We start from the raw sequence: 24,947 nt of genomic DNA on the forward strand, positions 1-24,947 counted from the left end.
TTTGTCACGCGACATTATTCCATAACACTTTATTTAGATAATAATCTAATCCGATATGACACAATGTTTTTGTCCCTCGACACTATCTGTACATTGTACATTGACAAGAAGTTCCCTACTAAAATGACACAAAATACCCTACTTTCATGGAATTATGCCCTTTTATTTTCAATATTATCCATCATTCGTTATGTAGCCAAATGTAAGTGTGTAACTTATGGTACACCATTGTTCTTATCTGTCCAGTCTCGTTTTTCATCTGTATTCATCACCATTTACGATGCGGCCCAGGCCGTTCATTACATAGAGACGAACAATGTCTACAAGCTCATCGGTTCGATCCTTTTCCTCAACATTTAACCAATAATGCGCACCGCCATAGATCGCTGAACCTGTCATGGCTGCCGTAATTTTTATATGATGCTTGTCCGCCCCATGGTGGGTATCCCCTTTCAAAAAAATGCTTTCTATCGTTTGCTGCAGCATTTTCTTTATTTTTTCATCGACAAGCTTAGCCATCGAATTGGAATCTATTCTGCAGATCCGATAAAAATCTACGATGTATTGATGCGTCAGCAAAATCAACTGGTCACATATTTCATCCGTAAACGCCTGTGCATTCGCCACATGCTCAGGAATCATCTCATGAAAAGCCTGTTCTGTGACTTCGTCAAGTAAAGCATATTTATCTTCAAAATGGGCATAAAAGGTGGCACGGTTAATGGTTGCTTCCTGTGCGATATCTTTGATCGTGATTGCATCAAATCCCCTTCTCCGCAACAATTGTCTGAACGCTGTTCTAATTAACTGTCGTGTACGCAACACCCTCGGATCTTCCTGATTTACCATTACTGTATCTCCTTGTTAAACATCAATTATCACAATGTGTTGCCTATGCAACTTCCCACTAAATCTGCCGGTTGAAATCATAGGCATGCGATATTATTATCTTATCAAACAGGTGTTGCTTAAACAATCTGTGAATAATTCTTTGAAAGGAATGATCATATTGAGCACCAGACCACATAGACTTTTGATATTTGGCGCCGGCGTGATTGGCAGTGTATATGCACTCCGATTCGCACAGTCGGGACTAGACGTGACTTTACTTGCACGAGGAAAGAGACTGGAGGCACTGAAAAGGGACGGGCTGAAATACAACGATAATGGAACGATAAAGCAAATATCGATCAAGTCGATAGAAAAGCTAGATAACGACGACATTTATGATTTCATTTTGGTCCCAGTCCGATATGATCAGGCCGAATCTGCCCTGTCTGCGATCAAGCATAATCGGAGCAAGACCATCGTCACCTTGACCAACACCATTGGATATGATTCTTGGCTTGAAATCGTGGGAGATCGCTTACTTCCGGGCTTCCCTGGTGCCGGTGGAGACATCAAAGAAGATGTTCTATACGCCCAATTCGGTTCCGAAAAACATCAAGGAACCATTTTTGGTGAAATAAATGGACTGACGACCGAGAGAGTGAAAGAGCTTGCCCAAATATTTGAATCGGTGGATTTGCATTATGAAATCCAAAAAGACATTCAAGCATTCCATATTTCCCATACTGCGCTCGCGATCGTCAACAAGCATTTCTATACGAATGACGGAATGGTGGATTTAGATAGAGCAAGAAGTGTAAGCACTCTAAGCAAGATCGCCGCAGATATTAAACAAAACATTCATCTGGTAGAGCAAGCCGGAATTCCGGTAATCCCACCCGAAACGAAGGAAATGGGAAAATTGACTGACAACGATATTATTTCCCGTTACCGTCAGATGCTCAGCAATGACTTCATAATTGATGTAAAGCTTGGGAACCACGCCATCAGCCAAAAAGCGGAAATAATGTTATTAGACGAGATGTTTCATAAAATGATATCCTCCCAGCGATGACCTCTCATAGGCCTCGTGTTAAATCGTTCTGTAAAAAAAGAAAGGCTCGCACAGGCAGGGTATTATTACTTCCCTGCCCAATACGAGCGTCTACGTCAAATTGCAATCAAACGGTTGATCCGGGTGATACTTTTAGCAATCGTTTCATTTCATATAGCGATATTCTAGTAGATCCTTCAAATTTGAGATTTTCTGCAGCAGCTTCTCCCCGACATTGGTTTCCCTCACCAGCTTCCGCGCCAGTTCTTTGTCCACCAATCTTTTTACAGATAACACGTCCGTTCCGTTACATAAGACATCTTCTTTTGAATTAAATTTCTGATGGGCAACGAGCTGCATGCCAAAGGAATTGTACAACAAGGTATATCCGGCAATGCCCGTTGTGGATTGATAGGCTTTGGAAAAACCGCCGTCAATCACGATCATTTTTCCGTTTGCTTTAACAGGGTTCTCTCCACGACTTTCTTTGACTGGCGTGTGGCCGTTAATGACATGTCCATGATCTGGATTCAAATCAAACTCCAGCAAGATTTTTCGACAGATCTCTTCATTTTCACGTAAATGGTAGTAAGGATTCTTTCTCTCCTTATGTGCTTCTTTATCTTGGATAAAATACCGTTCAAAAGTGGTCATTTCTCTCTTTCCAAAGAGCGAGGAACATTCCCCTGTCCAGATGTACCATACCATATCCGTCGCCAGATCTTCTGTCTCTTCCGGATGCGCATAGGCGTAACGTAAATATTCTTCAAAAACATCAAGCAATTGACGGCCCGCATATGTCTTGTCTTCAATCTGCATTTCTTCCATATTTCCTTCTTCATCCAAAGGAATACAGCCGTGGATTAACAAATTCCCGTTATATTTTAAATAAAGGCTACCCTTTTTCATAAGAAAATTCATATGTCTGGCCAGCTTTTCGGAATGCTGAACGGAGAACAGCAGCTTTTCCATCACCTGGCGTTCTTCCTCCAGCAATTGTTCAGGCTTCTCCGGATTTACGGTTGCGAAACAGGTGTTTTCCAGCAGGTACGTTTTTCCGCAGATGTTGATTTCATTTTTGTCGTAATCAATCTGCTCCAGCAAAAGTCTTTCAGACATATTAAAGTATGGGCGTCTCTTGATAATTGGGATTTCAAGTTTAAACTGGATCATGGCAATGGCTTGGTGAATTTTGGTGATCTGCAGAATTTCCTGCTCCGATACGTTATGGCCAGCCTGTAGCTTAGGTCTGAAGGGCGAATTGTCTTCATAGTATTTCTCCGCCAAGTTTAGCAGGGGGCGTAGATTGATTCCGTATACATCTTCAATGATGTCCAGATTGTCGTATCTGGCGCAGATCCGGATAATATTCGCAAGGCAGACCAGCGAACCCGCGTAGGCACCGATCCAGAGGACATCATGGTTCCCCCACTGAATGTCTACAGAATGGTAGTTGATTAGCGTATCCATAATTTTATCGGGGTCCTGCCCCCGGTCATAGATATCTCCAACCACATGAAGATGGTCAACCACAAGGCGCTGGGTCGTATAAGCAAGGCCGATAATGAGCTTGTCCGCCTGGCCCAAGGATATAATTTGCCGATATATTTCCTCGTAATAAGGATCTTTATTGTTGGTCGAATCCGTCTTGTATAGAAGCTCTTCTACAATATATACATACTGCTCCGGCAGAGCTTTACGCAATTTCGAGCGCGTATACTTGGAAGAGGCATAAGAAATAAGCTTAAGCATTTGTTCAATCGTTTGTCTATACCACTGGTTCAAAGCCTGTTTATTACACAGTTCCCCTATAACCAGCTGTATTTTTTCTTCCGGATAATAAACCAACGCCGCAAAATCATTGATTTCTTGATCCGTCCAAACCTCCCGAAATAATTCTTTGATTTTCTCTTTGACGGTACCTGAACCGTTTCTTAGTACATGCTGAAAAGCCTGGAACTCCCCATGCAAATCACTGACAAAATGCTCGGTTCCCTTCGGGAGATTGGAGATCGCTTCAAGGTTGATGATCTCTGTTATGATTTTTTCTTCCGTATCATATTTCTGGGCCAATAAATCTAGAAACTGCTCATCCAAAACAGATGTCCCCCTTCAAGGAAGTATGGTGATGTATAGGTCAATAAGGCTCGAATATATCGCTCCATATGTGGCATTGATTATATAGGAAATTTCCAAGGACAATCCTTTTGAACAATAGCTAAAAAGAAAAACATTAGGTTTTTGGTCACTCTTTACCTGTATGGTTAACAATAAAAATAAAATTATTTATATGGTGATTATCAGCATTGCCTTCCCCCATCATACTCCAGTTTCTCATATATGAACAAATTTCATTAAAGGGATGTATTTTGGAGTTGCTTATTTAAGCCCACTGACTCACGTAATATCCCGCTTTTTAAAACTTTCGATACCCTAACTATAATAGTGATTATGAATGAAACAATGTTCTGTAGTTATTTAGAAGTAAGAATTGTGTTCAATCTGTCCACAACTTTTGAAAACAGGATTAGGAAGGAAGCGAGCGAGATTATGAGCAACCATTTGTTAATGGGATTAGCTCCTTCGCTGGGTTGGAATTCATGGGTAATCTTAGGTAAAGAAAACCGGTAAAATCTCGGTTGCCTCGCTTAAATTAATTAAGATGCCATTCACTCCTTTCAGATCCCTTAGTGAATCATGGAAGTTTCGTAAAAGTTTTACTAGACCTATCAGTGTTTCATCTGACCACATATAAGATCTAAATTCTCAACCAGCATCATTGGCTCCCCAAAACTTTGGTCTTCCTTCAAAGCTATAGTACCTCCTGTTAAAAGGTAGCCGATCACGTTAATCGACTGCCTTCTTGGTTTTATTGGACTAACGTTTCCCACAAGTTCTTGTCCCTCGACATTATTCGTCTTTATTGAAGTTCTTACTTTTTTTTCTATAATCTTGAAATGACGAAGCCATCAAAGTTCTCAGCCGCCATTTCCAGCAAAACAACGATCACCATTTTTACCAGGGAATGAAGAAGAACCGATCACTTCTTCATGGCCGGCTCTTCTCATTAAATCTTATAAAAATCGCGAAATTATGTCTCTTGTGCAATATGTGTGTTATCCGGCGCTTTGTGGTTCATGATCGGAACCATGACCAGTGCGCCAAGAAGAAATAATAATCCTGCACCACCATAGATCGTCCCCAGCGAAAAGGCACCCTTTAACGCGCCAGCGAAAGACATGGAAACGACCATCATGCCAACGAACATCGGATTCAGAACCCCATTCACCCGGCCGACAATCGAAGCCTCTGACCATTTCAGAATCATTGTGCTAATCCCAATATGAATGCAAGGGAAAACAAGTCCATTCAGAAATTGAACGGTTAGGGTGAGCGAAACGCTTGTCGAATACCCTACAATGGCTGTGCAGACTGCGCCTGCGATCATACCTATCGCAAGAAGAATCTGCGGCGGAACCCGCTTGGCGAAGACGGCTACGATTCCGCCACCAATCAACATAGCTGCACCATTCACCATTAGCAGATATTGCAGGAACTCCTCGCTTCTGCCCAGCCGCTCCGTTACAATAAACAAGTTGAGCGCTTGGGCTACGCCAACAGCCAGTCCCGCGAGAATAAACGCAAGTCCGAGCATCCGCAGTACTTGGCTTTGCCAAACATAGCGGAAGCCTTCAATGAATTCTTTGAGGAACTGCCCTTTTACAGGGACGGTTTGAGTTTGCATATGATCTTCTGGCAGACGAATAAGAACGAGTGCAGAGAGCAGAAAAACCAAGCCCATGACAGCGATCGATATTTCAAGACCAAACGTGCTGTAAACGAAGGTTCCGAGCATAGGACCAAGCACCATGAAGATGGCCATCAGCGATTGGAATAGAGCCATCCCTTGCTGGAGCTGTTCTTCCGGCACATGATACTTAAACAAACGCATGCTTGAAGGTTGAGAGAACTGCGAAAGAATAGCTGAGATGAATGCGACAAGGTAAACGGAGTGCCAAGAACCGTAATGTATGGTCAGAAGTACTACGAATACCGATACCGCGGATAATAAATCGCACCAGATCATCGTTCGCTTCGGCCGCCAGCGGTCAGCAAATGTACCTCCGATGAACGAAAAAACAAAAATTGGTGCGAATTCGGCTACGCTGATTAGCGAAATGGCGTATGGATCATTGTTTGTTCTATCCGCAACGTACAGGAGAATAGCGAAATTACGTACCCAAATGCCAACCTGCAGGAGCACACTTGATAATAAAATCGTCTGCAGGAACCGATTGCGAAACAAGCTTGGTGCATTCATGGTTTTTTCGTGCCTATTCAATCTTTTCAACCTCCAATTTGTCCCAAATGTTGCCCATTTTGAGTAAGATATGACTCTCCTTTCAATTCCTAATTATACGGACTTCATCATCGTTCACCTCATACTAAAGACTGAATTTTCAGAGTGCGTCTCCCAAAACTAACCTTTTCCTGCCAGGGCTGCACCCCGCTCTTCAAAACAAAAAAAGCCACCATCAAAGATGGCGACTGTGTTGATTATAATGGTGATATTATTCATCTCATACTAATTAGCAGAGAGCACTTCATCTTTAGTTGCTAACACTGTTGGAGTCTTTTGATTCCGTTGACTTTCGCACCTATCTTCTGCATAGTAAGGTCTCACTTATTTAATAACTTCAACCTTTTTATCCCCTGCTGACTTCGCTACCTCTAACGTTGTATTACCTTGGATAGCGACGATCACGCCAGTAGCCAGCATAGAAACGATTAAAGCTGCGCTGAGGGCTTTGGAAATTTTCTTCTTGACCATAAACCACACCTCCTCCGATATCTATTATGTAATAAGCGGCTCAAGATTATGACGAGCCGAGGGTGACTCCATGACTGTGAAAAGGAGAAAATCCAACCTAAATTTACATGGTGGAACTCACTAAATAATTACAATATTTCACTTTTTATGTTGGATAATCCACCTGGTGATTGTATTATAACGTACTGACAATGATTGTAAAAGGATTTTTTCCTTGTGTTCAAATAAAATAAATTAGACTCGAAAAATAAAGTTGTAGACTTAGGAAAGGCACCTTTGACAGCATCGTCATATTCCACTGTAACTGGTACGGTTGCCCTCTATTGTGACTGGATACGCAAGTGGATTTTCCATGTCGCATTCACGAAACAACATCCAGTTCGCGCTATCACTAACCCGTTTCTCCATCTCAATGCGGAGCTCAGACGGCTCGTTTACATCTATTGCCAAAATATCTTGATGATCATTTCCTTCAAGAGTTTGTCTGCCTCATAATGATGCCAAAGTTCACTAAAAATCATAGTAAAACCTCCTATTAGAGCAATTAATTCTAGTTTGCTTCTAACAAGAGGTTTTAGACTGGGCTTCCAATTAGATTTTCCCGCAAGTTCAATAAAATGAGCATCAAAGGGAATTAATTCAGTTAGGTCACATCCACTCACCCTGATTAGAGCGTCTCAACCAATTTCTGAATCTTGGAGTGGGAAATTAAATATACAGGACCCACTATTTCTATTTTGCCGTCCTTTACACGCACAGCACTCTCCTGTTCTGCCGCATAAACATCAATCTCTTCAGACAAGGGGAACAGATAGCCTTGAACAAACGTGGCGAAGTCGCGTTGAGAATGAGATTCATAGGCAAATTGATCAAAGCCAATACCATTATAAATAGTACTTGTTGCTACTTCATCAGTGTTATTCAAGCTTAACCATTTTGCAGCCATGTTTAACGCACCAGCACTGGCACCAATGATAACGGCATTGCTGTTCTTAATAACATCCGATAATTCATATTCCGTCAAAAAATCGTTCTGTAAAACAGGATATCCACCGCACAAAAAAATGACAGAGGCGTTTTGAATGAATCGCCGGGCCTCTTCCTTCTGCATGCGGTAATCAATGAAATGATATTTATCAAAAATAATATTAGCCTGATTCAACCATGTCCATTCAGAAACATCATCAAAGTTAATTTGCTCAGACGGATCAGCGCTAATCATAACAAGCGATTTTCTATCTATTATATCCTCATGCAAACAATGGACCAGCTTCTCTGGAAAAAAATTATTAAACCAACTGAAATAGTAGTGAGTACTCAAACTTACTTACCTCCATATGTACTATTTATATTCTTCCATTCTTAACGATAAAACATATTATACTCGCTAAAGATGAACGGTTCTTCAGACATTTCGTTTACACACCCTTGTACACTTTTCATAAATCCAACTCTATATTACCATAACATGGGACATGAACTTGTACAGATAAAATAAAAAAGCTGCCAACTTAGCAGCTCTATGGGCATTTATTTTATCGACGATTCAGGCGTACATCCTTCAATAATCCCACTCTTTTAAATCCTGGATGAACTTGCTCGCAAAAACAAGTTCATCAGCAGTATATTTATCTAGAAAATTCATGAATCGTTCTTCAATTTCTTGATGGATTCGATGATGGATAACATAAACTTTTTGGCCTTTTGAAGTCAAACTATAATAGACTTCTTTTTTATTGTCATTAATCTGCTGTCTTTTAATCAAGGCCAGTTTTAGAAGTTTTTTGCTAATTCTTGTGATGGACCCTTTGGTTAATCCCGTTTTTTCTGAAATGGAGGTGACATTAATCGGTGAGAAATCTCCGATACATGCGATGAGGTGAATCTCCGACAAGGTCAAATTCACTTTTTCGCCAAATTCCTTTTCGAATTTATGTAGTTCCTCACTCATTCTGACGGATAACTTGCTTTCCCTTACGTCTTGTTGACTCATAAGATGAATAAAGCTTTTAAAAATCCATTGTTTAGAATGATCCATTGGCTGCATTTTCTTTGGTCTCCTCTATTCGCATATCTCTCCTCATTATACATAATTGTTTCGCAAAAAACATTTGATACGCTTATTTTTGGAACCTTGTAGACCAAAATATCCATGAAATAATGGGATTAGTTGCTTCCAAGACTTTGAACAACTTGGGTGGGACTCATCACGACTAAGGCTATTTTCCCCGCGTTGAAATTTGCGCCCCAAAACGTAGCTGACATTGCGAGTGTAAGGTAAGAAAACGAAACTTTTCTCATATCAACACCTCCCATAGAAAAAGCCCGGAAAGCGATGATTCAGAGGCTTCCGGACATTTTTTTGTTTTTCTAAAAACAATAAGAGTAAAAAAAGTTACCCTTTGCTGATACTCGTAATACCTTCCTTAATGCATTGTTCCAGTTTACTGTCTTGATCGGAAATTGCCCATGCGATATATCCATCCGGACGAATCATTGCTGTGTGCACATTGTTCCAATCCAGGGCTGGTTCCGCCAATATCGCACTAACACATGTGAAATGCTGATTGGGCAAACGACGAATGATGCCTTCCACGAGTTGATCATTAACGAGATTTAGCAATATGTATTTGCCATCCCGGAAAAGTTCGTAACTGCTGAAGATATCGCCGTTATCCTTACGCAGTTTGATCTCTGCAAGTCTGCGACCATTTAACGGATGTTCAGAAACTGTATCTAGCACTTTATAGCCAACATCCACGGCTGCAATTTGACTCGCTAAGCGGTAGTTTGCTTCCGGAATTTCCAATAAGTTGGATATCAATCTCCGCAGATCGATCGTAGTCGATGAAAAATCGTTACCAAATAGCAGCGTTTGTACACGTGTATTCTTAAGCAATGCTGAATTGACGGGAAAACGCTCTTCATGGTAACTATCGAGCAACCCTTCTGGTGCCCATCCTTTCACTTCCGCAGCCAATTTCCACCCGAGATTCATAGCCTCTTGTAGTCCCACATTCATACCTTGACCTCCGGCAGGGAAATGAATATGAGCAGCATCCCCTGCAAGGAATAGTCTTCCCTCCCTGTAGCGGTCAGCTTGTCGGGTAGCATTGCCAAAGCGAGTCATCCAGTACGGATCTGAAATCCCATAGTCGTCCCCTAACATGCGGAGCATTCCCGAACGTAGTTCCTCCAGCGTGACCGGTGTATCCTTAGGAATAGATTTTCGATCCGGATCGATAAAAACTACACGATGCAACTCTTTAGACACAGGAACAATCATGATCATTCCGTTCTCGTCAAAGCTGGAAACGACACTCGTTGCAGGCGGGCGTTTAAGCACAACATCGCCTTGGACCGAAGTAAGTGTTTCATCCGTTCCGTTAAAGGGAATGTTTGCCTGTTTACGGACAATGCTTCCGGCTCCGTCTGCACCAACCACATATGCTGCTGTTAATGTCATTTCGCCTTCAGTTCCAGTGGCTACCACTTCTACATATTCTGAATTTGGTGAGATGGACGATACTTCCGTTCCTCGCCGTATTTCTGCACCTAGCTCTTTGGCTCTGCGCTCCAGTTCCTTTTCGGTTTCGGATTGGGCAATAAACAATGAATAATTGGATGAAGAGTCGATGACCGTAAAGTCCAACCGAGTTTCCAAGCCTGCAAAATGCCCGGTCGGCAACGGTTTCCCGATCTTCAACAATTCCGTTTTTAAACCGCGTAAGTCCAGCATTTCTAATGTACGAGGGTGGATACTAAGTGCTCTAGAGTATGGGGTGGTATCTTCTAATTTCTCCAAAATACAAACCTTGACGTTCGCCAAAGCGAGTTCCCCTGCCAACATCATGCCGACAGGTCCCCCTCCGATAATAATCACATCATAATTCATTTTCATATTTCTCCTCTCTTAGTTGGAAATCGATGCAATTGCATCCAATTTAGCAAAGACTTACTTGGCCTGAAACAGATAGTCATCCTTCTCGAGTAGCACGCCTTTTTCGTTTAAAGCAACTTGTCCGGAAATAAAAGCTAACGGAGAAGCGGTAATGACGATTTTTGAAATGAGATCTGCCACTGTTTGTGTGAAGGTACTCGGATTTATTCTTTTCATGCGCTGCCTCCTTATTTTATTGTTTTACACAAAACAAAAACTATATATTGTTTTGTATGAAACAAAATTATAGTATCATCAATATTAGATTTAAACAATATAAATTTTGTGAATTGTTTCTAATGAAACAATTCTATCATAAATGATGAAGTAATATTCTAGGCTTTGACTTGCTTTCTTTCCCTCGGCATGGAAATAGAATTTGGTACCTTGAAACAGAATAATCCGCTAAATAGCGACTTCAAAAGTAGATTAGCGTTAGATAAACAAAAGCAGCCGATCAAGTGAACTGCACCCCAATTGTTAGACACCATCTAACAATTGGAGGTGCAGTTTTTTTGTCAAAATTTAATTTAGACTTGAAGATAGAAGCTATTCATCAATACTTATCAGGAAATGAAGGGATTAAAAGCATTGCGAAATCCTTAGGAATTAATCATGAAGTCCTGCGTATGTGGATCAAGCAATACGAATATCACGGTTTAAAAGCTTTTCAAAAAACCTATACAGCTTACTCTCCACCATATAAACTAGACGTACTCAACTATATGAACGAAAATGGGACGTCTCCAAATGAAGCAGCTGTCATTTTCAATATCTCTTCTCCAGGGGTTATTCGAAGGTGGCGCAGTCAGTTCAATGAAAGTGGGATCGACGCCCTAAAACCAAAGAAAAAGGGGCGTCATCGCATGACTGATAAGAATAAAAAAAGGCTTAAAAAGCAAGAACCTGCTGAGGGATCCGTTGAAGCTCTACAAGCTGAATTAGAACGTTTACGTATGGAAAACGCCTACTTAAAAAAGTTGAATGCCTTAGTTCAAAGCAAGGAAAAATCACCAAACAAGACAAAGCACAAGTAGTCTATGAATTAAGGCTTGAATTCCCGGTGGTTGCATTGCTAGCGTTCGCTGAAGTCCCACGGAGTACCTTCTATTACTGGGTGAAACAGTTTGACAAGCCCTCTCTAGACACAGATCTGAAACTCCTTATTCAATCCATATACGAGGAGCATCAGGGGCGTTATGGCTATCGCCGTATCCGTGATGAACTAGTTAATCGTGGACATCGAGTTAACCATAAAAAGGTACAGCGTATCATGAAAGAATTAGGTTTAAAATCAGTGGTGCGCATGAAAAAATATCGTTCCTATAAAGGAACTGTAGGTAACATTGCACCTAACGTACTGGGTCGTAACTTTCAAGCTGAAAAACCAAATGAGAAGTGGGTTACCGATATTACGGAAATGAAGTTGTTTGGAGAAAAGCTGTATTTATCACCTGTTATGGACTTGTTTAACGGTGAAATTATCGCTTACACAGTAGGGTCTCGCCCTACGTATTCATTAGTCTCCGAGATGCTCAATAAAGCCTTTAAACGCTTATCCAATGGGGATGAGCTCCTCCTGCATTCGGATCAAGGCTGGCACTACCAGATGAAGCAGTATCGACAGGCTCTAAAGGGACAAGCGATTACCCAGAGCATGTCACGCAAAGGGAATTGTTATGATAACGCAGTAATGGAGAACTTCTTTGGCATTATGAAGTCAGAGTTTTTTTATCTTCATGAATTTGAAAGTGTAGATCACTTCAAGCAAGAACTAGCACGATACATGGATTACTACAATCACAAACGCATCAAGTCAAAATTAAAAGGCATGAGCCCGGTACAATACCGAGCTCATGCCCAACAAGTTGCATAAAAATATTTGTCTAACTTTAAGGGGTCACTTCACAAGTTGTTCGGCTGCTTTCTTGGTATATTTAATTATCATTTCCGTTGGGTAGTGAAGCAGACTTTTTTCTGTACTTGATATAATACCACCCTGAGACATGGCTACAGGCACAGATATCATTAATCAAAAGACTTAGACACTACATTGATGATACTTTTTTTCGTTCTGAAATTTTCGGAACTGCAATAATACCTGCACCGATTAATGTAACAATGGTTCCGAAAATAATTAGTGCCGGTAAAAGTCCTACGATCGTTGATAATGAACCTACACCGATTGTAGGTATTGCCATTCCTGTGTAGCCAGCAAGATAATAAGTGGAAATAATGGTTGGACGTTCGAAGGTTTCTCCTAAGCTGCCAGCTAATTGCATACTTGCTTGAAACGTCCATCCGTTACCAATGGCTAACAATATCATTCCAACAATGAATAGAAACATACTTGATGTAAATCCTGCCGTAATCATGAACCAGGCACCAATGAGCAACAAAATAATACCCACTTGAATACGGGAATTCGTGTGACTTGGCCATGCAATCTGTTGTGCAATTGCTCCACCACCAAGAAATATAAGAAGTAACAAACCAGACCAAGCCAGATTATTTAAATTTAAAATCGTGTGTACAAATGTTGGAATTAAAGAGATAACTACTCCATTTAAAGCAAGCATTACAAATACAGCGGTACAAACAAAAAATACAAACAATCTTCGGGACTTAGAGGGAATTCCAAGTCGAATTCGAATCGGAGTCTGCTTATTTCTCTTCTCATTCGTAGGTGGTAAAGAAAATAATAATCCCAATGCAAACAATAACAGAACGAGTAATACTACGTATGGAAAGGTTTCAGGACTAAACGAAGAATATTGGACAATAACTCCACAAATTGCTGGACCTAGACTAAATCCCAATAAGGTTGCCATACTGGAATATGCGAGTGAACGTTTTATATACTGCTGGGAAGTGTGGTGTAATAATAATGCATTACTTGTCCCCATAAAAGCTCCTAAAGCAATCCATTCTACTGCCCTTGCGAGATATAACATCCAAGGAGACGTTGCACAAATGAAAATTATCGATGATATAAGAGCAAGTATGACCCCCGCTGTTACCATCCATTTTTTTCCTCTTCTTTCAGTGGAAAGTAGATTTTTGCGGGGTGCCTGCGTCACTTCATTAACTTGTAATGATAGGGAATGAAAATATAATTTCTTTTCTATGGAAACGAAACGTGCCCAGCCATTGCACTTCGCGACATGCTGCTTTGGCAAACTGCCATGCCAGCATGGAGGATGCCCCGATATACCTAACCTTTCCCGCCTCAACTAAATCGTGAAGAGCCTCCATTGTTTCCTCGATTGGTGTATTAGATCCCAACGATCGATCTGGTGCAAATCGACGGAGTCCGGTCCAAGCCGTTTTAGACTGTTATCAATTTCGGCTAGCGATTTGCATTGGCAATATTTACTCATTAAACTGTGTTCTCATCTTTGTTAAAGTGGATAAGCATTATGAAGACAAAGACTGGAGTTTTAATAGACATGAATGTTCTTACCAAATCCATCATTGGCCTGCTTTGCGTGACGACATTAGCGGGCACGTATTACAGCTATAGGGAGCATCAGAATAATCGACAATGGGAGCAGCAACAACAGCGTAATACGCAATACTGGTCGCATATGCAATCGATCTACTTGCGCGAATTCGACTATGCGCTTGCGGAGTCCCTTGCGGCACCTACGTTTACAGTTCGGCAAGAAGCCCTTCAATCTGCGATTGAAAGTGCCAATGATATCTTACAATATGTAAGGAGCGCATCCGCTACAATGAACTTTCCATCTTGGTCCTCGTATGAGTCGTTCATCACGGACGGCAGCCGCTACTTGGCCTATCCCGCCAGAGAGAAGGGAATATCGCTCAACCCGGATCAATTAGAACAAATTCAGCGTTTGAGAACGTTCGCGAGGACCGCCCTACCGTATCTCGATCAGATGAGAAAGAAAGCAGTTGATTCCTCTTTATCAGATATACAACAGCTCTCGACCGAAATGGAAGAGGCTTTGTCTCAACTCGACTCGGTCTCCACGCACGGCAATAAAGCCTTTAACGAATTCCTGTACAACCAGAATCCTTACATACCTCCGAAGCCAGGAACCGTTTTCGCCGGTGAAACCACTTATACGGCTACGGAGCTTGCGGCCAAAGCGAAAATCTTCATGGGCGAGGCTTGGAATAAAGGAGCAGGTAAGCAAATCGTCCACATGGCCTCTGGCGGGAGCAGCCCCCAATTCGGAGAAGTCATGGATTTCAAGTTATCGGACACCGATGGAAAACCAACTAGCTCCTATACTGCAACACTGAGTAAAAGCGGACACGTGCTCCAAGTGAAACGCAAGGGCTCAATCTCCGAAAAAGGAGCTGTAGAGCAATCTATGGACTTAAAGCAGGTTATCGCGGTTGCCGACACTTGGATGGCGCGCTGGTCTGACGAACGTCTGACATTAGTAGCGAAAGAGATAAAAGAAACCTCCATTTATCTCACGTATATTCCGGTCCGGGAGCAAGTTTCCATTCCGCAGATGAAAGTCGTATGGCAATTTGATCGCCGTACCGGTGCGTTGAAGAGCTTTGATGCGTCCAATTATTATTCCCATTACAATAAAACCTTCCCAATTCACCCGAAGCTGACAGCGGAGCAAGCCTCCGCGAAGCTTGGCCCAAAAGTAAACGCCTCGGGTAAGCCAAAGCTGGAGCTCCACAACGACAAGCTCGTATATGCATTTCCCGTCACTGGGATCGAAGGCGTTTCTCACGTATACGTAAACGCCCGCACAGGCGCTGGCGAAGGCATTGATTACAACCTGTAACCACTACAAAACTAGGCAACCCCAGGAACTCCTCGCTACGGGCAGCCTAGATTTTTGCGTGCCGATGTAAAGCCACCACTTTTTTTTAGTTTGTGTTACGGTTCTCCGCAACTAAAATTCAACTAACCTGCCCGTTGGCTTAGTGAATTTACGGGCAAAATACCGATTAAATACACGCCTAATTGGTAATAGGAACATGTTCTTGTCCTTGGCTCGGGACGCGAACTTGTACCGATAACATAAAAAAAGCCGCTAAAGTAGCGACTTCTATTGTTACAATGTTTTTGTCACCCTACAATTTATTTTTCTATTCTTACTTCATCTAGGTCTGCATTTTTTTCAATGCATAATGATAATGAAAAAACCTCAGCTGGTTTAACCGAGCTGAGGTTAATAAATTAACTATTTTTGTTTTTTTCACATTCCACGCTCCGTATTGCGCAATTTGATAGTATAGCACACTTTAAAGATTACATCGATTATTAGCTACAACAGAGTGGGTAACCTTGATGACCAGATACAATAGTCTATCATGGTTTTTGGGTTACAAAAGTAAAGATTCAACCGACACAGGAAAGTCTAAGAAAACGGTCGTGCCCTTTTCCATTTCGCGTAATAATGTGATTCCCTAAGGCATGACGTACATTAGGCGCTGGCGACGATAAATGTTCAAGAGTCCAATACCCCTGCTATGTATATACCGTCAGCATGTGTCGCTGTCCTTAATTGCGCCTTGCAACGCAATTCCTCAGGTGTGATATCACAGCCGCTAATCATCACCCCGACCCACCTCCCGCTCACATTCCAGAAGTCCAACAAAGCCTCTTCCAGCACAATACACTCTACTCCTCTATGAAAATGAATACAACACGCCCATTCTAAATTAATATGCGCCCACATTCATTACTCCGCGCGCCCAAGGATAAACGGTCCCAGCTTGAGCGTGTCTTTTTTACTCGACAGGGTTATGACCAATTTAGCGCCCTTCTATGGGCTCCCACCCATTCCCCTGCTCAATTGTCTACATACAATGCACTAGACTAATGAACAGGAGTGATGTTATATGACATTTTTACCTCCTTTTGGACCTGGCGGAGGGTTTGGCGGACCTGGGGGTCCCGGAGGACCCGGTGGAATGCCTGGTCCTCCATCGTTCCCTGGGGGTGGAGGCGGCGGACCACAAGGCATGCAAGCACCTACCGGGCCGCCACCATCATTCATTCCACAGCAATCCGTTTCGTTATTTGCGGTAGATCCAAGAGCCATATCCGGCTGTCTGTTTCGCTACACATATATTTGGCCGAATCGTGGTCCCGGCTTCTGGATGTTCCCGGTATTTGTCGGCAGAAATTCGGTGGCTGGTTTCCGCTGGAATGGCTTCTTCTGGCTGTACAGCGGCATTGATCTGCAGCGAATCAGCTCGTTTAGCTGTTTCTAGAATTAATCACCCAATATGCGAATCAATTCGCATACAGGGTGATTTACATTTATTTTATGAGGATAAATATCCGTTAGCTACTCAACCATTAAGGTGTCTTCATTATATATTGCGATGAAACAGAGAGGCTGCTCCAATCAGCCCTGCTTTATTGCCCAGCTTAGCTGGAATGATCTGCGTATGTTTAAAGCTATCCTACTTACAAGCCATTCTTGCTCCATAATACCGCCACCAACGATTACTGCTGGAGGATCTAAAATATGAATCAGCGTTGCAATTCCTCTAGATACTTCAAGCACTGAGTTTGCAACAAAGAAAATATATCTCCATTTATTTGCTAAAATGCTTTTTGTCGAGCTTGTTTTATCCATTTTAAATGAGATCACAGTTTCAGTTGATATACTTCGAGTATTAAATCTGGTCTCATTTCATACTTTTGCAGCTTTATCGACTTCTGTTCAATCTCAATTCTTCGATCCATCTCAGATTCCTCAGATTCTTATAGAATTTTTGAACAGAAGATTCGTTTTCAATAGAGAGAAGCTGATTAGCACTCTTTAAGAAACCAAATTCTTCTCTGAATTTTTGTTCTATATTATACTTTTCGTTGTTATAGGTCTGGCTATCATTCTCAATGTTCTCAGCATATGTTACTCCACTAATAGATGTTGCTCTGAACAGAGTGTAATTTCATATCTTTTTTGAATACCATTGATCCTTCACTAATTTTGCTGTCAATCCTTCAGTTATAGTTGACCTTGGAGGATTCTCAACTGGGCAAAACAGAAAATTGATGTTCTGTGAAAATAAAGTCTTAGACTGCCGCTGTTGTTGTTCAATTATCGTTTCCCGTTAGTTTAGTCATGTATTTCCGATTTGATATCATTTTGACTTAAAAATTTCATTAAATCATTACTCAGCTGCACAATCTCATTGTTAGCATTATTCGCATAATCCGGCAACATCATATCCCTTACCATTTTAGTTCGTAGCCATGTCATAAAGAAAAGATCCAAAAATAAGTTTGGAAATTTAAGCACCATTTTAAGCATTGGTGGATCAATCGAAACGCCAGCTTTTTGTATTGCCCTTAGATGCGCTTTTAAAGTGACTGTTATTTTGCGTGCCGTCTTTCTGGTTCTGGCTGTTTTTTTGTCAATGATCTTATTCTCAGAATGCAAAAAGCTTAACATGGCAATGTCTGATACGGAATGTGTGATTAGATATGCTTGCATATCCTTTTTAATAACGTAAGGAAGCTTTGCTGTTTTAAATAATTTTGCGAGGTTTTCTATGCGTTCTGTCACTACACCATTAATTTCTCCAAATGCAGTTGCCGCTATAATCTTTGGTAAAAATCGAGCATGCAATACTCCATCTTTAATCTGTCCGCCGAAACCGGGAAAAGCTGGTAAAAGTCTATCCCCTACGATATCCAGCCACGAAGAAAATCCACTTGAATTACTAGTCATCGTAATTATATTTTTGCTTTGATTATCTTTTAGCGCTAACAACGCTGATTCGGACCGATCATAACGAACGGTAACGAAAATAAAATCGTATATATCGTCATTTTCGAGCGTATCAATGACATTCACTTGTATCGATCTAACTGTATCTTTTTCTTTATATTGCAGGCCATTTTCTCTTAATGATTTAAATCTATTAGAATGTGCAAACAGGGTAACGTCGAACCCTGCTTCAATAAGCTTAATTGCGTACATGCTCCCGATGACACCTGCACCAAAAATTAAAATTCTATCTTGTTTTGCTGACATTTAAACCACCCCTACATATTAACATTTCCTTTTTGATTATCAGACAACATGTTGTATGATGTGATTGTAAATCTTTATTATTCCTTGATCAACCATCAGTTTTTTATTATTTGTCGGATGATATTCTTATTCGCTAGTAGGAGGGAAACATGAAAAAGCAACCCCAAATAACGGAGAAAACAAGACAACAGTTTATAGAAGTTTTTTGTGAGTTATATAGCCAAAAGCCGATTGAGAAAATTTCGGTTCAGGAAATTGCGAATAAGTCAGGATATAACCGCAGCACCTTTTATCAATACTTTACTGACATTTACGAACTGTTAGACTCTGTTGAAAATGACTTATTAAATGACATGAAAAAAGAAATGGCGAATAAAGAGCTCTCGATGAATATGGTTCAAGATACGCTTTATTGTCTGGATAACAGAGAACACCTCCTGGTTCTGAATGCCCTTTTGGGTGATTATGGAAGTGCACGTTTTTTAAAACGATTAAAAAAAGAAATCACTTTACATCAATTGGAATTAAACGTTCCGCAAAACCATTCCTTAACGCCATACTTCATTGAGTTTTACCTGACAACTTCTCTTTCTTTATTCCGTCTTTGGATCCAGCGTCAAAAGGATTTATCATCAGAAGAATTTTTCAAGTTAGTGGAGAACCTATATTCAAGAGGGATTACGCCCTATTCTAAAGAATGAGTCTGTCATTCAAACCAAATCCATATGTTATATAACAATAAAAAAGCGCGCATAAGTTGTTTACAAAATATATCCCATAAAGACTGACCTAACCTACTCTTAAGGGTCCGCATTCTTTAAATACAGATTTCTGCAAGTTTTTCTTCAGAGAAATTGCCTCTATTTGTGCTACGGTTCTCCGCGCTGTCTGTGACGGCAAGTTAAAGGCCATCCTGGATGGCCCTGATTTTGATTTCGCTTTATACAATTATCGTTCTCCGATAGGTTGATGTAGTTTTTTCTCTCATTTTCTTAAGAAAGGCTTCTTCGAGATATTCTTTTAATCCATCACATTGACCTTTTATCAGTCAGATATCACTATTGATCTGCTCCTTGTTTTGAATTGATTATCTACAGTAGACAACGTATAGGTGATAAAATATAGACAAGAATTTCTGGAGGTGAAGGTGTGTATGGCTAAATATAAAGTTAATAGAAATTTGAACTTTTTAGTACGGCACCTAGATTGTGATAACGCTCACAACTATTCATCTTTCCCTTATCAAATATATGCTTTTAAATTATCTTCCTCAGGAGGGCCATGCCAATGAGGGATGCTGCGGAGGGTCAACAGAAGCACGGGCAGCAAAAACATATTGAGACGATGCCGTTGTTCTCCACCATGGACAGGAACGGAAGGATGACTATGCTCCGTTCCGTTCGGAGCACTGCTCGGTCTGGCGCCGACACCCGTGATCAGCATTTTCCTCGGTCATCCGGTCACGGTGAGCATTGCCGTGGTGCTGCTGCTTGTCGCGATCGGTGCAACCGGTGGAGTGTACTCGCGAGCGGTCGAGCAGTTCGGACAGACCAGGGTCGCCGGCCTTTTCGCGACACTTGCGATCGCAGGAGGGCTGGTTACAGGGGCGGGAGTCCTCCTGCTCTGGACGCTGACAAGCAATCCGGCGCGGCCCTTCGACATCGCAGCCATAGCGACGTCGCCGACGATCCCGCCAGAGCTCGGCGCCATCGTCGGAGCTGGCTTCGCCCTTATGGCGGCTATCATGCTCGTACAGTTACCCGGCTCAATCGCCCACGCCGCGCGACGTCAGGCGGACATCCAGCGCCTCCGCTTGGAGGGTTCGTCATTCGCAGGGACATTGACTGCCGTGAACTTCACTAACCGCTGGCTCTTCAATTTCCCGATGTTCACGGTCGAGGTAAGCTATATCGTCGACGATGCTCCTATTATCGTCTCAGCGCACATGCGTACCAGCGCCGACCGCGTTCCCGTCGTTGGCTCGCGCATACTGGTGCTGACCGATGTTCGCGGAACCACCCATGTGGAGCTAGACTTGTCCAATGGAGTGGTATTTGAGCCGGACGTAACGAAGTACGCCGCACCGGAATATTGATTTTACGCCTCTGATGCAGCGTGAGTCCGCGTGGCCTTCCTCAACACTCCAATATTTTTGAACTCACTTGTGGTACGGCTCAGCTTAAGTTCTTGACACAATGTGCTTGTCCTCAGATTGGGACATGAACTTGGTTCCTTAAAACAAAAAAGCCGCTATAATAGCGACTTTGAATGGAACAATGTGCTTGTCCCGCCACACCATTCATTCTTTACTTTTTTCTACTACTTCTTCTTTTTTCTGAAGAAATCGAACTTAATTACATAATCAAAAAGAGACGTAATTACAATAGATCCAAGTGGAATCATTAAATAAACCCAAAACGGATTATTTGGAGCTTCACCAGGGGGGGCATCAGTTAAAAAAACATAAAGAACAACACAATAAATTATGGCCACTACAATACCTGTTACGTTTCTATTTTTCATAGCTGTTCTCCACCTCTTGTTCATAGAAATTCAAAGTATTGTATCTTCCACCCAAGAATATTATAACCCATATTTGGAATAATTCCCTCTATTTAATATTCTATAATATGAATTGTATAAATACTAGTTTCTGTGAACCCAGGCCTCCGCCTCCACTCCGTAACTCATCAACTGCTGCAAGACTTCTGCAGAGTTAAAGTTATCCAAGTTGGCCTTTGCGCGTAAACGTGCTGGAAGAATGGATGGGACCTTTTTCTATTCCATCAAAACGTTGTACCCATTTCCCGAATACTTATTGATTTCTGAATAATAAAAAATCCTATTTCAATGGAGATTACATTGCTTGAAGTTTTTTGCTATGCTGAATGCAAACATTTAGATATGGGAGACAGAGCATTAATGCCTAAAATACTGATCGTGGACGATGAAGCAGATCTTCGAAAGTTGCTGACCGATTACTTTGAAATAAACGGATATTCCGTCATGACGGCCAAGGACAGCCGGGAGGCGCTGCGGAAAGTGGAACAACAACCCGATCTCGTTTTGCTAGATATCAACATGCCTGAGCAGAACGGCCTTCAATTGTGCGAGAAAATTCGAGACTTCGTCTCTTGCCCGATCTTATTTTTAACGGCTCGAATCGAAGATGCAGATAAAATAGCCGGATTTCGAGCCGGAGGTGATGACTATATCCTAAAACCTTTCAGTATTCACGAACTGGGGGCCAGGGTCGAAGCTCATATGCGCAGGGAACAGCGAATCCAAAGCAAATCCTCGGTAAGGTTTAACGAAGACTTGGTCATTGACTATACAGCCCGGGAACTCTACTACCGGGAGAAGCGAATTTCTCTGGCCAAAAAAGAGTTCGACATTATCGAATTGCTGTCCACGCATCCCGGCATGGTTTTCGAAAAAGAACGCATGTACGAAACTATTTGGGGCATGGACAATCAAGGCGACAGCAGCGTGATCGCGGAGCATATCCGGCGTATTCGCTCCAAATTAAAGGAATACAGCTGCGATAACCGAATCGAAACAGTTTGGGGAGTCGGATACAAATGGCCAAGCTCATGAATAGGCTGCTGCTAAAGCGATTTACCTTATTGCAGTCTTTTATCCTGTTGTGCGTGGTCACGCTCATTGCTGTGCTGGTCGTCATAACCATAGAGTTCTCCTGGGCAGAGAACCTGCGGCTGCGTTTTGGAGAAACGGAATGGGTGCTGCCCTCCCTCGTCGCGGCTGTGCTTCTAACCGTGGCCGCTGGAATTGTCACCATGGCAGTTCTATTTTACAGATGGAAACTAAAACGTCCGCTGGAGCTTTTAAAGCAAGCATCCGAAAGCATTTCGGCCAACGATCTAAGCTTCAGAATCTCCTATGACAGCCGGGACGAGATGGGCGAGTTAATCGCGGTATTTGAAAACATGCGCTCACAGTTGGAGAAAAACGTAAAGACGCTCTGGCGTTCGGTTGAGGAGCGGAAGCAGCTCAATGCGATTTTTGCCCATGATCTGAGAACCCCCCTGTCGGTGTTGAAAGGAAACGCTGAGCTTCTCGCCACCTATCTGCCTGAGAAGAAGTTATCGGAAGAAAAGGTGCTGGACCTAATCCATACCATGAACCTTCACATCTTGCGTCTGGAGAGCTATGCGGAGGCCATGAACTCGATTCAGAGACTGGAGGATGTCCTGTTGAACTTCAAGTCGATGGATACGATCTCATTGACGACTTTACTGGACAGCAGCGGCGAACAAATAGCAAGGCAGTTCAGTATACGCTTCGTCTCTTCTTTGAAATATGATAATGCCTCAATACATGTACATGTGGATCCCTATCTTGTCATGCAGATTTTCGAAAATGTGGTCGCCAATGGGGTGAGATACGCATCCAGTCAAGTGAACGTTTGTTATGACCTTCAGGAAGGCACGATGAAAATTACCGTTTCAGACGACGGTCCTGGTTTCTCGGACGAAGCCTTGTATAAGGCTGTACTCCCTTTTTACCGTGGCGAAGTGTGGGATTCTTCCGAACATCGCGGGTTGGGTCTTTACATTTGCAAGGTGTTTTGCGAAAAACACGAAGGAAGTCTCCAGGTCGCAAACGGACCTCACGGCGGCGGAAGCGTGACGGTAAGTATTGGGACTCAAGTTGATAAATAGTTGAAAATTATCTGATAGCATTTCCTTATCTTGAATTCAAGGAGTGTTATCATGTTAAAACTGAGAAAAAGAATGTATATCACAATTAGCTGCTTATTGTTGTTATCTACCATGTGGGGAACCCTCGTATCCTCCAATGAAGCCAGAGACAGGACAGAAGTCTTGCAGGAGATCGACGAATATATGAATCGGAGCATGAAGGCCAATCACATTAAGGCTGCTTCACTCGCCATTGCCAATAATGATGAGGTCTTCTACGCAAAAGGCTACGGGACATTCGCGGATGGTCAAAACGTTACGGGAGACACCCCTTTTCCTATTGCTTCGTTAAGTAAGTCCTTTACCGCCTTGGCCGTTCTGCAGCTGGCGGACAAAGGCATGATTGATCTGGATGCGACTTACGCTTCCTATTTTCCCGAGCTTTCTCCTCAGGATCCACGTGTTCTTGACATCACGATCCGTCATTTATTGAATCAGACCAGTGGTCTCAATGACAAAATAAATCCCGATATGACGAGAAATCCGCAATTCCAATCGCTGAATGAGACGAACCGATTATTAAACAAGGTTCAACTTGCCCATAACCCCGGAACAGCATACAGCTATCATAATCCCAATTACGTATTGCTGGCGAACCTCGTGGAGAGCGTCAGCGGTGAGTTCTTTTCGGATTACCTGAAAAAACATATTTTTGAACCGTTAGGAATGAACCATACCTTTAGCGTCACCACGACGCAGCAAATCTATGAAAATAAAACTATTCCGCTAGGACATTACTTGAGTTTGGGACGTTCCATAGGTCAATCTGAACCGCTTTGGTTCATTGACGGCCCCGCCGGCATCGTTTCAACCGCGGAGGACATGACCCTATGGATGCTTGCCCAATATCACGGCAGCTTGCTTTCCCCTGCGTTGATGAAACAATATCATACAGCTGGAGCCATCGGTCCGTACGGTATAGGCTGGCTTGCAGACCAAGACGAGTCCGGCCGCCGAACGATCTCCCATAGCGGCATTTTCTGGACGTACAAGTCGGAAGAAATGGTTTATTTGGACGATCAGTTGGGTATCGCGGTGATGTTTAATTCCGGATTAAACGCTTTTGTGAATTACTCGGCTTTTATCGATGGAATCGCGAATATAATGAGGGGTGAGAAGCCCACAATCTCTTTTCTGAACGGTAGAAATATGGAAATAATTATGATTGCGCTGATCCTGGCTACCCTTATATGGGGCGTGCATGCCTATTTTCGCATCCGTAGAAGGAACAAACGCCTAACGATCAGCAAATTGATTCTAATAACTGTCGGAAGGCTGATCCCGATTCTAGTTCTCTTGTCCCTATCCCCTCTGGTGACGTTTATCGGCGGAGGACGTGTGCTGCCTTGGTTCGGCATCTGGACTACCCTGTCGTCTCCAATCATATGGCTTGTTGTATGGTCGTTAGTCAATTTCGTACATTTGGCTTGCTATTATTACATCTATGTTGAGAACAAAAAGAACGGCTATGCATAGCCGTTTCAATTTCTCAAAATAAACAAAAGTGCTACTCCTCAAAAATGATGAGGAGTAGCACTTTTTATATACTTACCTTACTTCGGTTCTAATCACTTAATGTTAA

The 24,947-nt window shown here is 42.2% G+C and carries 23 protein-coding genes and 1 pseudogene; 9 read left to right on the forward strand and 15 right to left on the reverse strand.

All coding sequences use genetic code 11. The features are described 5' to 3' along the window. Nucleotides 1–255: 255 nt before the first annotated feature. Nucleotides 256–849: a TetR/AcrR family transcriptional regulator gene (locus ACDJ58_RS15025; protein WP_413379218.1), complete on the reverse strand. Its 594-nt coding sequence runs from the start codon at nucleotides 847–849 to the stop codon at nucleotides 256–258. Nucleotides 850–1,000: 151 nt separating this feature from the next. Here ACDJ58_RS15025 and ACDJ58_RS15030 point away from each other — a divergent pair, with 151 nt between their 5' ends. Further along, nucleotides 1,001–1,903, forward strand: coding sequence for a 2-dehydropantoate 2-reductase N-terminal domain-containing protein (locus ACDJ58_RS15030; RefSeq protein ID WP_413379678.1), 903 nt, complete (start codon nucleotides 1,001–1,003; stop codon nucleotides 1,901–1,903). A gap of 144 nt (nucleotides 1,904–2,047) precedes the next feature. Here the strand turns inward: ACDJ58_RS15030 and ACDJ58_RS15035 are convergent, their stop codons facing one another. The 7 genes from ACDJ58_RS15035 to ACDJ58_RS15065 form a co-directional block, all read right to left on the reverse strand. Next, nucleotides 2,048–3,979, reverse strand: coding sequence for a fructose-1,6-bisphosphatase (locus ACDJ58_RS15035; protein WP_413379220.1), 1,932 nt, complete (start codon nucleotides 3,977–3,979; stop codon nucleotides 2,048–2,050). A 994-nt stretch (nucleotides 3,980–4,973) separates the two neighbouring features. Further along, nucleotides 4,974–6,224, reverse strand: a complete 1,251-nt coding sequence (locus ACDJ58_RS15040) for an MFS transporter (RefSeq protein ID WP_413379222.1) — start codon at nucleotides 6,222–6,224, stop codon at nucleotides 4,974–4,976. Between the two features lie 342 nt (nucleotides 6,225–6,566). Then, entirely contained in the window at nucleotides 6,567–6,713 is a 147-nt protein-coding gene (locus ACDJ58_RS15045) for a hypothetical protein (protein ID WP_413379225.1), read from the reverse strand. A gap of 667 nt (nucleotides 6,714–7,380) precedes the next feature. Next, on the reverse strand, nucleotides 7,381–8,034 hold the full coding sequence (locus ACDJ58_RS15050; protein WP_413379227.1) for a Type 1 glutamine amidotransferase-like domain-containing protein: 654 nt from the start codon (nucleotides 8,032–8,034) through the stop codon (nucleotides 7,381–7,383). Between the two features lie 240 nt (nucleotides 8,035–8,274). Then, complete coding sequence (locus ACDJ58_RS15055; RefSeq protein ID WP_413379229.1) at nucleotides 8,275–8,760, reverse strand: MarR family transcriptional regulator; 486 nt, start codon at nucleotides 8,758–8,760, stop codon at nucleotides 8,275–8,277. A 348-nt stretch (nucleotides 8,761–9,108) separates the two neighbouring features. Next, nucleotides 9,109–10,608, reverse strand: a complete 1,500-nt coding sequence (locus ACDJ58_RS15060) for a monooxygenase (RefSeq protein ID WP_413379231.1) — start codon at nucleotides 10,606–10,608, stop codon at nucleotides 9,109–9,111. 60 nt (nucleotides 10,609–10,668) lie between these two features. After that, nucleotides 10,669–10,830 (reverse strand): hypothetical protein, encoded by a 162-nt coding sequence (locus ACDJ58_RS15065; RefSeq protein ID WP_413379233.1) that lies wholly within the window; start codon nucleotides 10,828–10,830, stop codon nucleotides 10,669–10,671. A 338-nt stretch (nucleotides 10,831–11,168) separates the two neighbouring features. On the opposite strand from ACDJ58_RS15065, the gene ACDJ58_RS15070 reads away from it, so the two are divergent. Beyond that, a protein-coding gene (locus ACDJ58_RS15070) for an IS3 family transposase (RefSeq protein WP_413379235.1) occupies nucleotides 11,169–12,529 on the forward strand; the annotation gives its coding sequence in 2 pieces (ribosomal slippage) (nucleotides 11,169–11,625 and nucleotides 11,625–12,529; 1,362 coding nt in all). A gap of 172 nt (nucleotides 12,530–12,701) precedes the next feature. Here the strand turns inward: ACDJ58_RS15070 and ACDJ58_RS15075 are convergent. Together ACDJ58_RS15075 and ACDJ58_RS15080 are read right to left on the reverse strand one after the other, a co-directional pair. Then, entirely contained in the window at nucleotides 12,702–13,733 is a 1,032-nt protein-coding gene (locus ACDJ58_RS15075; RefSeq protein WP_413379680.1) for an MFS transporter, read from the reverse strand. A gap of 33 nt (nucleotides 13,734–13,766) precedes the next feature. After that, a pseudogene (locus ACDJ58_RS15080) lies at nucleotides 13,767–14,006 on the reverse strand (aldo/keto reductase); the annotation flags it as partial. A 96-nt stretch (nucleotides 14,007–14,102) separates the two neighbouring features. On the opposite strand from ACDJ58_RS15080, the gene ACDJ58_RS15085 reads away from it, so the two are divergent. After that, on the forward strand, nucleotides 14,103–15,428 hold the full coding sequence (locus ACDJ58_RS15085) for a hypothetical protein (RefSeq protein WP_413379237.1): 1,326 nt from the start codon (nucleotides 14,103–14,105) through the stop codon (nucleotides 15,426–15,428). Between the two features lie 669 nt (nucleotides 15,429–16,097). On the opposite strand, the gene ACDJ58_RS15090 is transcribed toward ACDJ58_RS15085, so the two are convergent. Continuing rightward, entirely contained in the window at nucleotides 16,098–16,262 is a 165-nt protein-coding gene (locus ACDJ58_RS15090; protein ID WP_413379239.1) for a hypothetical protein, read from the reverse strand. A gap of 229 nt (nucleotides 16,263–16,491) precedes the next feature. Here ACDJ58_RS15090 and ACDJ58_RS15095 point away from each other — a divergent pair, with 229 nt between their 5' ends. Next, nucleotides 16,492–16,866, forward strand: coding sequence for a collagen-like protein (locus ACDJ58_RS15095; protein ID WP_413379241.1), 375 nt, complete (start codon nucleotides 16,492–16,494; stop codon nucleotides 16,864–16,866). A 137-nt stretch (nucleotides 16,867–17,003) separates the two neighbouring features. Here ACDJ58_RS15095 and ACDJ58_RS15100 read toward each other — a convergent pair whose 3' ends face one another. Then, a complete protein-coding gene (locus ACDJ58_RS15100; protein ID WP_413379243.1) occupies nucleotides 17,004–17,237 on the reverse strand; it encodes an ROK family protein in 234 nt (77 codons plus the stop codon). A gap of 486 nt (nucleotides 17,238–17,723) precedes the next feature. Beyond that, nucleotides 17,724–18,644: a ketopantoate reductase family protein gene (locus tag ACDJ58_RS15105; RefSeq protein ID WP_413379245.1), complete on the reverse strand. Its 921-nt coding sequence runs from the start codon at nucleotides 18,642–18,644 to the stop codon at nucleotides 17,724–17,726. Nucleotides 18,645–18,793: 149 nt separating this feature from the next. Here ACDJ58_RS15105 and ACDJ58_RS15110 point away from each other — a divergent pair, with 149 nt between their 5' ends. Then, a complete protein-coding gene (locus ACDJ58_RS15110; RefSeq protein WP_413379247.1) occupies nucleotides 18,794–19,345 on the forward strand; it encodes a TetR/AcrR family transcriptional regulator in 552 nt (183 codons plus the stop codon). A 541-nt stretch (nucleotides 19,346–19,886) separates the two neighbouring features. Here the strand turns inward: ACDJ58_RS15110 and ACDJ58_RS15115 are convergent. Beyond that, nucleotides 19,887–20,087, reverse strand: a complete 201-nt coding sequence (locus ACDJ58_RS15115; RefSeq protein ID WP_413379249.1) for a hypothetical protein — start codon at nucleotides 20,085–20,087, stop codon at nucleotides 19,887–19,889. Between ACDJ58_RS15115 and ACDJ58_RS15120 the strand changes: the two genes are divergently transcribed. Next, entirely contained in the window at nucleotides 20,077–20,739 is a 663-nt protein-coding gene (locus ACDJ58_RS15120) for a hypothetical protein (protein WP_413379251.1), read from the forward strand. The two genes, ACDJ58_RS15115 and ACDJ58_RS15120, sit on opposite strands and share 11 nt — an antisense overlap. 224 nt (nucleotides 20,740–20,963) lie before the next feature. On the opposite strand, the gene ACDJ58_RS15125 is transcribed toward ACDJ58_RS15120, so the two are convergent. Then, the gene (locus ACDJ58_RS15125; RefSeq protein WP_413379253.1) at nucleotides 20,964–21,167 is read right to left on the reverse strand and encodes a hypothetical protein; all 204 of its coding nucleotides are present in this window, start codon (nucleotides 21,165–21,167) and stop codon (nucleotides 20,964–20,966) included. Between the two features lie 399 nt (nucleotides 21,168–21,566). Here ACDJ58_RS15125 and ACDJ58_RS15130 point away from each other — a divergent pair, with 399 nt between their 5' ends. Genes ACDJ58_RS15130 through ACDJ58_RS15140 form a run of 3 tightly spaced genes read left to right on the forward strand, consistent with a single transcriptional unit; the run spans nucleotide 21,567 to nucleotide 24,841 of the window. Then, the gene (locus ACDJ58_RS15130) at nucleotides 21,567–22,241 is read left to right on the forward strand and encodes a response regulator transcription factor (protein WP_413379255.1); all 675 of its coding nucleotides are present in this window, start codon (nucleotides 21,567–21,569) and stop codon (nucleotides 22,239–22,241) included. Then, on the forward strand, nucleotides 22,226–23,326 hold the full coding sequence (locus ACDJ58_RS15135) for an ATP-binding protein (protein WP_413379257.1): 1,101 nt from the start codon (nucleotides 22,226–22,228) through the stop codon (nucleotides 23,324–23,326). Before ACDJ58_RS15130 ends, ACDJ58_RS15135 begins: the two co-directional genes overlap by 16 nt. Nucleotides 23,327–23,377: 51 nt before the next feature. Continuing rightward, nucleotides 23,378–24,841 carry a serine hydrolase domain-containing protein gene (locus ACDJ58_RS15140; protein ID WP_413379259.1) on the forward strand — a complete coding sequence of 488 codons (1,464 nt, stop codon included), beginning with the start codon at nucleotides 23,378–23,380 and terminating at the stop codon, nucleotides 24,839–24,841. The last annotated feature ends 106 nt before the right edge of the window (nucleotides 24,842–24,947 follow it).

Origin of the sequence: Paenibacillus taichungensis (genome assembly GCF_047302525.1) — a bacterium.
GTDB lineage: Bacteria > Bacillota > Bacilli > Paenibacillales > Paenibacillaceae > Paenibacillus > Paenibacillus taichungensis_B.

What these genes read in the sequence shown, in the direction of transcription:
- ACDJ58_RS15130 (WP_413379255.1), top strand. Translation starts at nt 21,567, where the DNA reads ATGCCTAAAATACTGATCGTGGACGATGAAGCAGATCTTCGAAAGTTG.
- ACDJ58_RS15125 (WP_413379253.1), bottom strand. Translation starts at nt 21,167, where the DNA reads ATGAAAAATAGAAACGTAACAGGTATTGTAGTGGCCATAATTTATTGT.
- ACDJ58_RS15100 (WP_413379243.1), bottom strand. Translation starts at nt 17,237, where the DNA reads ATGGATAAAACAAGCTCGACAAAAAGCATTTTAGCAAATAAATGGAGA.
- ACDJ58_RS15060 (WP_413379231.1), bottom strand. Translation starts at nt 10,608, where the DNA reads ATGAATTATGATGTGATTATTATCGGAGGGGGACCTGTCGGCATGATG.
- ACDJ58_RS15085 (WP_413379237.1), top strand. Translation starts at nt 14,103, where the DNA reads ATGAATGTTCTTACCAAATCCATCATTGGCCTGCTTTGCGTGACGACA.
- ACDJ58_RS15055 (WP_413379229.1), bottom strand. Translation starts at nt 8,760, where the DNA reads ATGCAGCCAATGGATCATTCTAAACAATGGATTTTTAAAAGCTTTATT.
- ACDJ58_RS15105 (WP_413379245.1), bottom strand. Translation starts at nt 18,644, where the DNA reads ATGTCAGCAAAACAAGATAGAATTTTAATTTTTGGTGCAGGTGTCATC.
- ACDJ58_RS15045 (WP_413379225.1), bottom strand. Translation starts at nt 6,713, where the DNA reads ATGGTCAAGAAGAAAATTTCCAAAGCCCTCAGCGCAGCTTTAATCGTT.
- ACDJ58_RS15110 (WP_413379247.1), top strand. Translation starts at nt 18,794, where the DNA reads ATGAAAAAGCAACCCCAAATAACGGAGAAAACAAGACAACAGTTTATA.
- ACDJ58_RS15025 (WP_413379218.1), bottom strand. Translation starts at nt 849, where the DNA reads ATGGTAAATCAGGAAGATCCGAGGGTGTTGCGTACACGACAGTTAATT.
- ACDJ58_RS15030 (WP_413379678.1), top strand. Translation starts at nt 1,001, where the DNA reads ATGATCATATTGAGCACCAGACCACATAGACTTTTGATATTTGGCGCC.
- ACDJ58_RS15095 (WP_413379241.1), top strand. Translation starts at nt 16,492, where the DNA reads ATGACATTTTTACCTCCTTTTGGACCTGGCGGAGGGTTTGGCGGACCT.
- ACDJ58_RS15065 (WP_413379233.1), bottom strand. Translation starts at nt 10,830, where the DNA reads ATGAAAAGAATAAATCCGAGTACCTTCACACAAACAGTGGCAGATCTC.
- ACDJ58_RS15115 (WP_413379249.1), bottom strand. Translation starts at nt 20,087, where the DNA reads ATGCTGATCACGGGTGTCGGCGCCAGACCGAGCAGTGCTCCGAACGGA.
- ACDJ58_RS15140 (WP_413379259.1), top strand. Translation starts at nt 23,378, where the DNA reads ATGTTAAAACTGAGAAAAAGAATGTATATCACAATTAGCTGCTTATTG.
- ACDJ58_RS15135 (WP_413379257.1), top strand. Translation starts at nt 22,226, where the DNA reads ATGGCCAAGCTCATGAATAGGCTGCTGCTAAAGCGATTTACCTTATTG.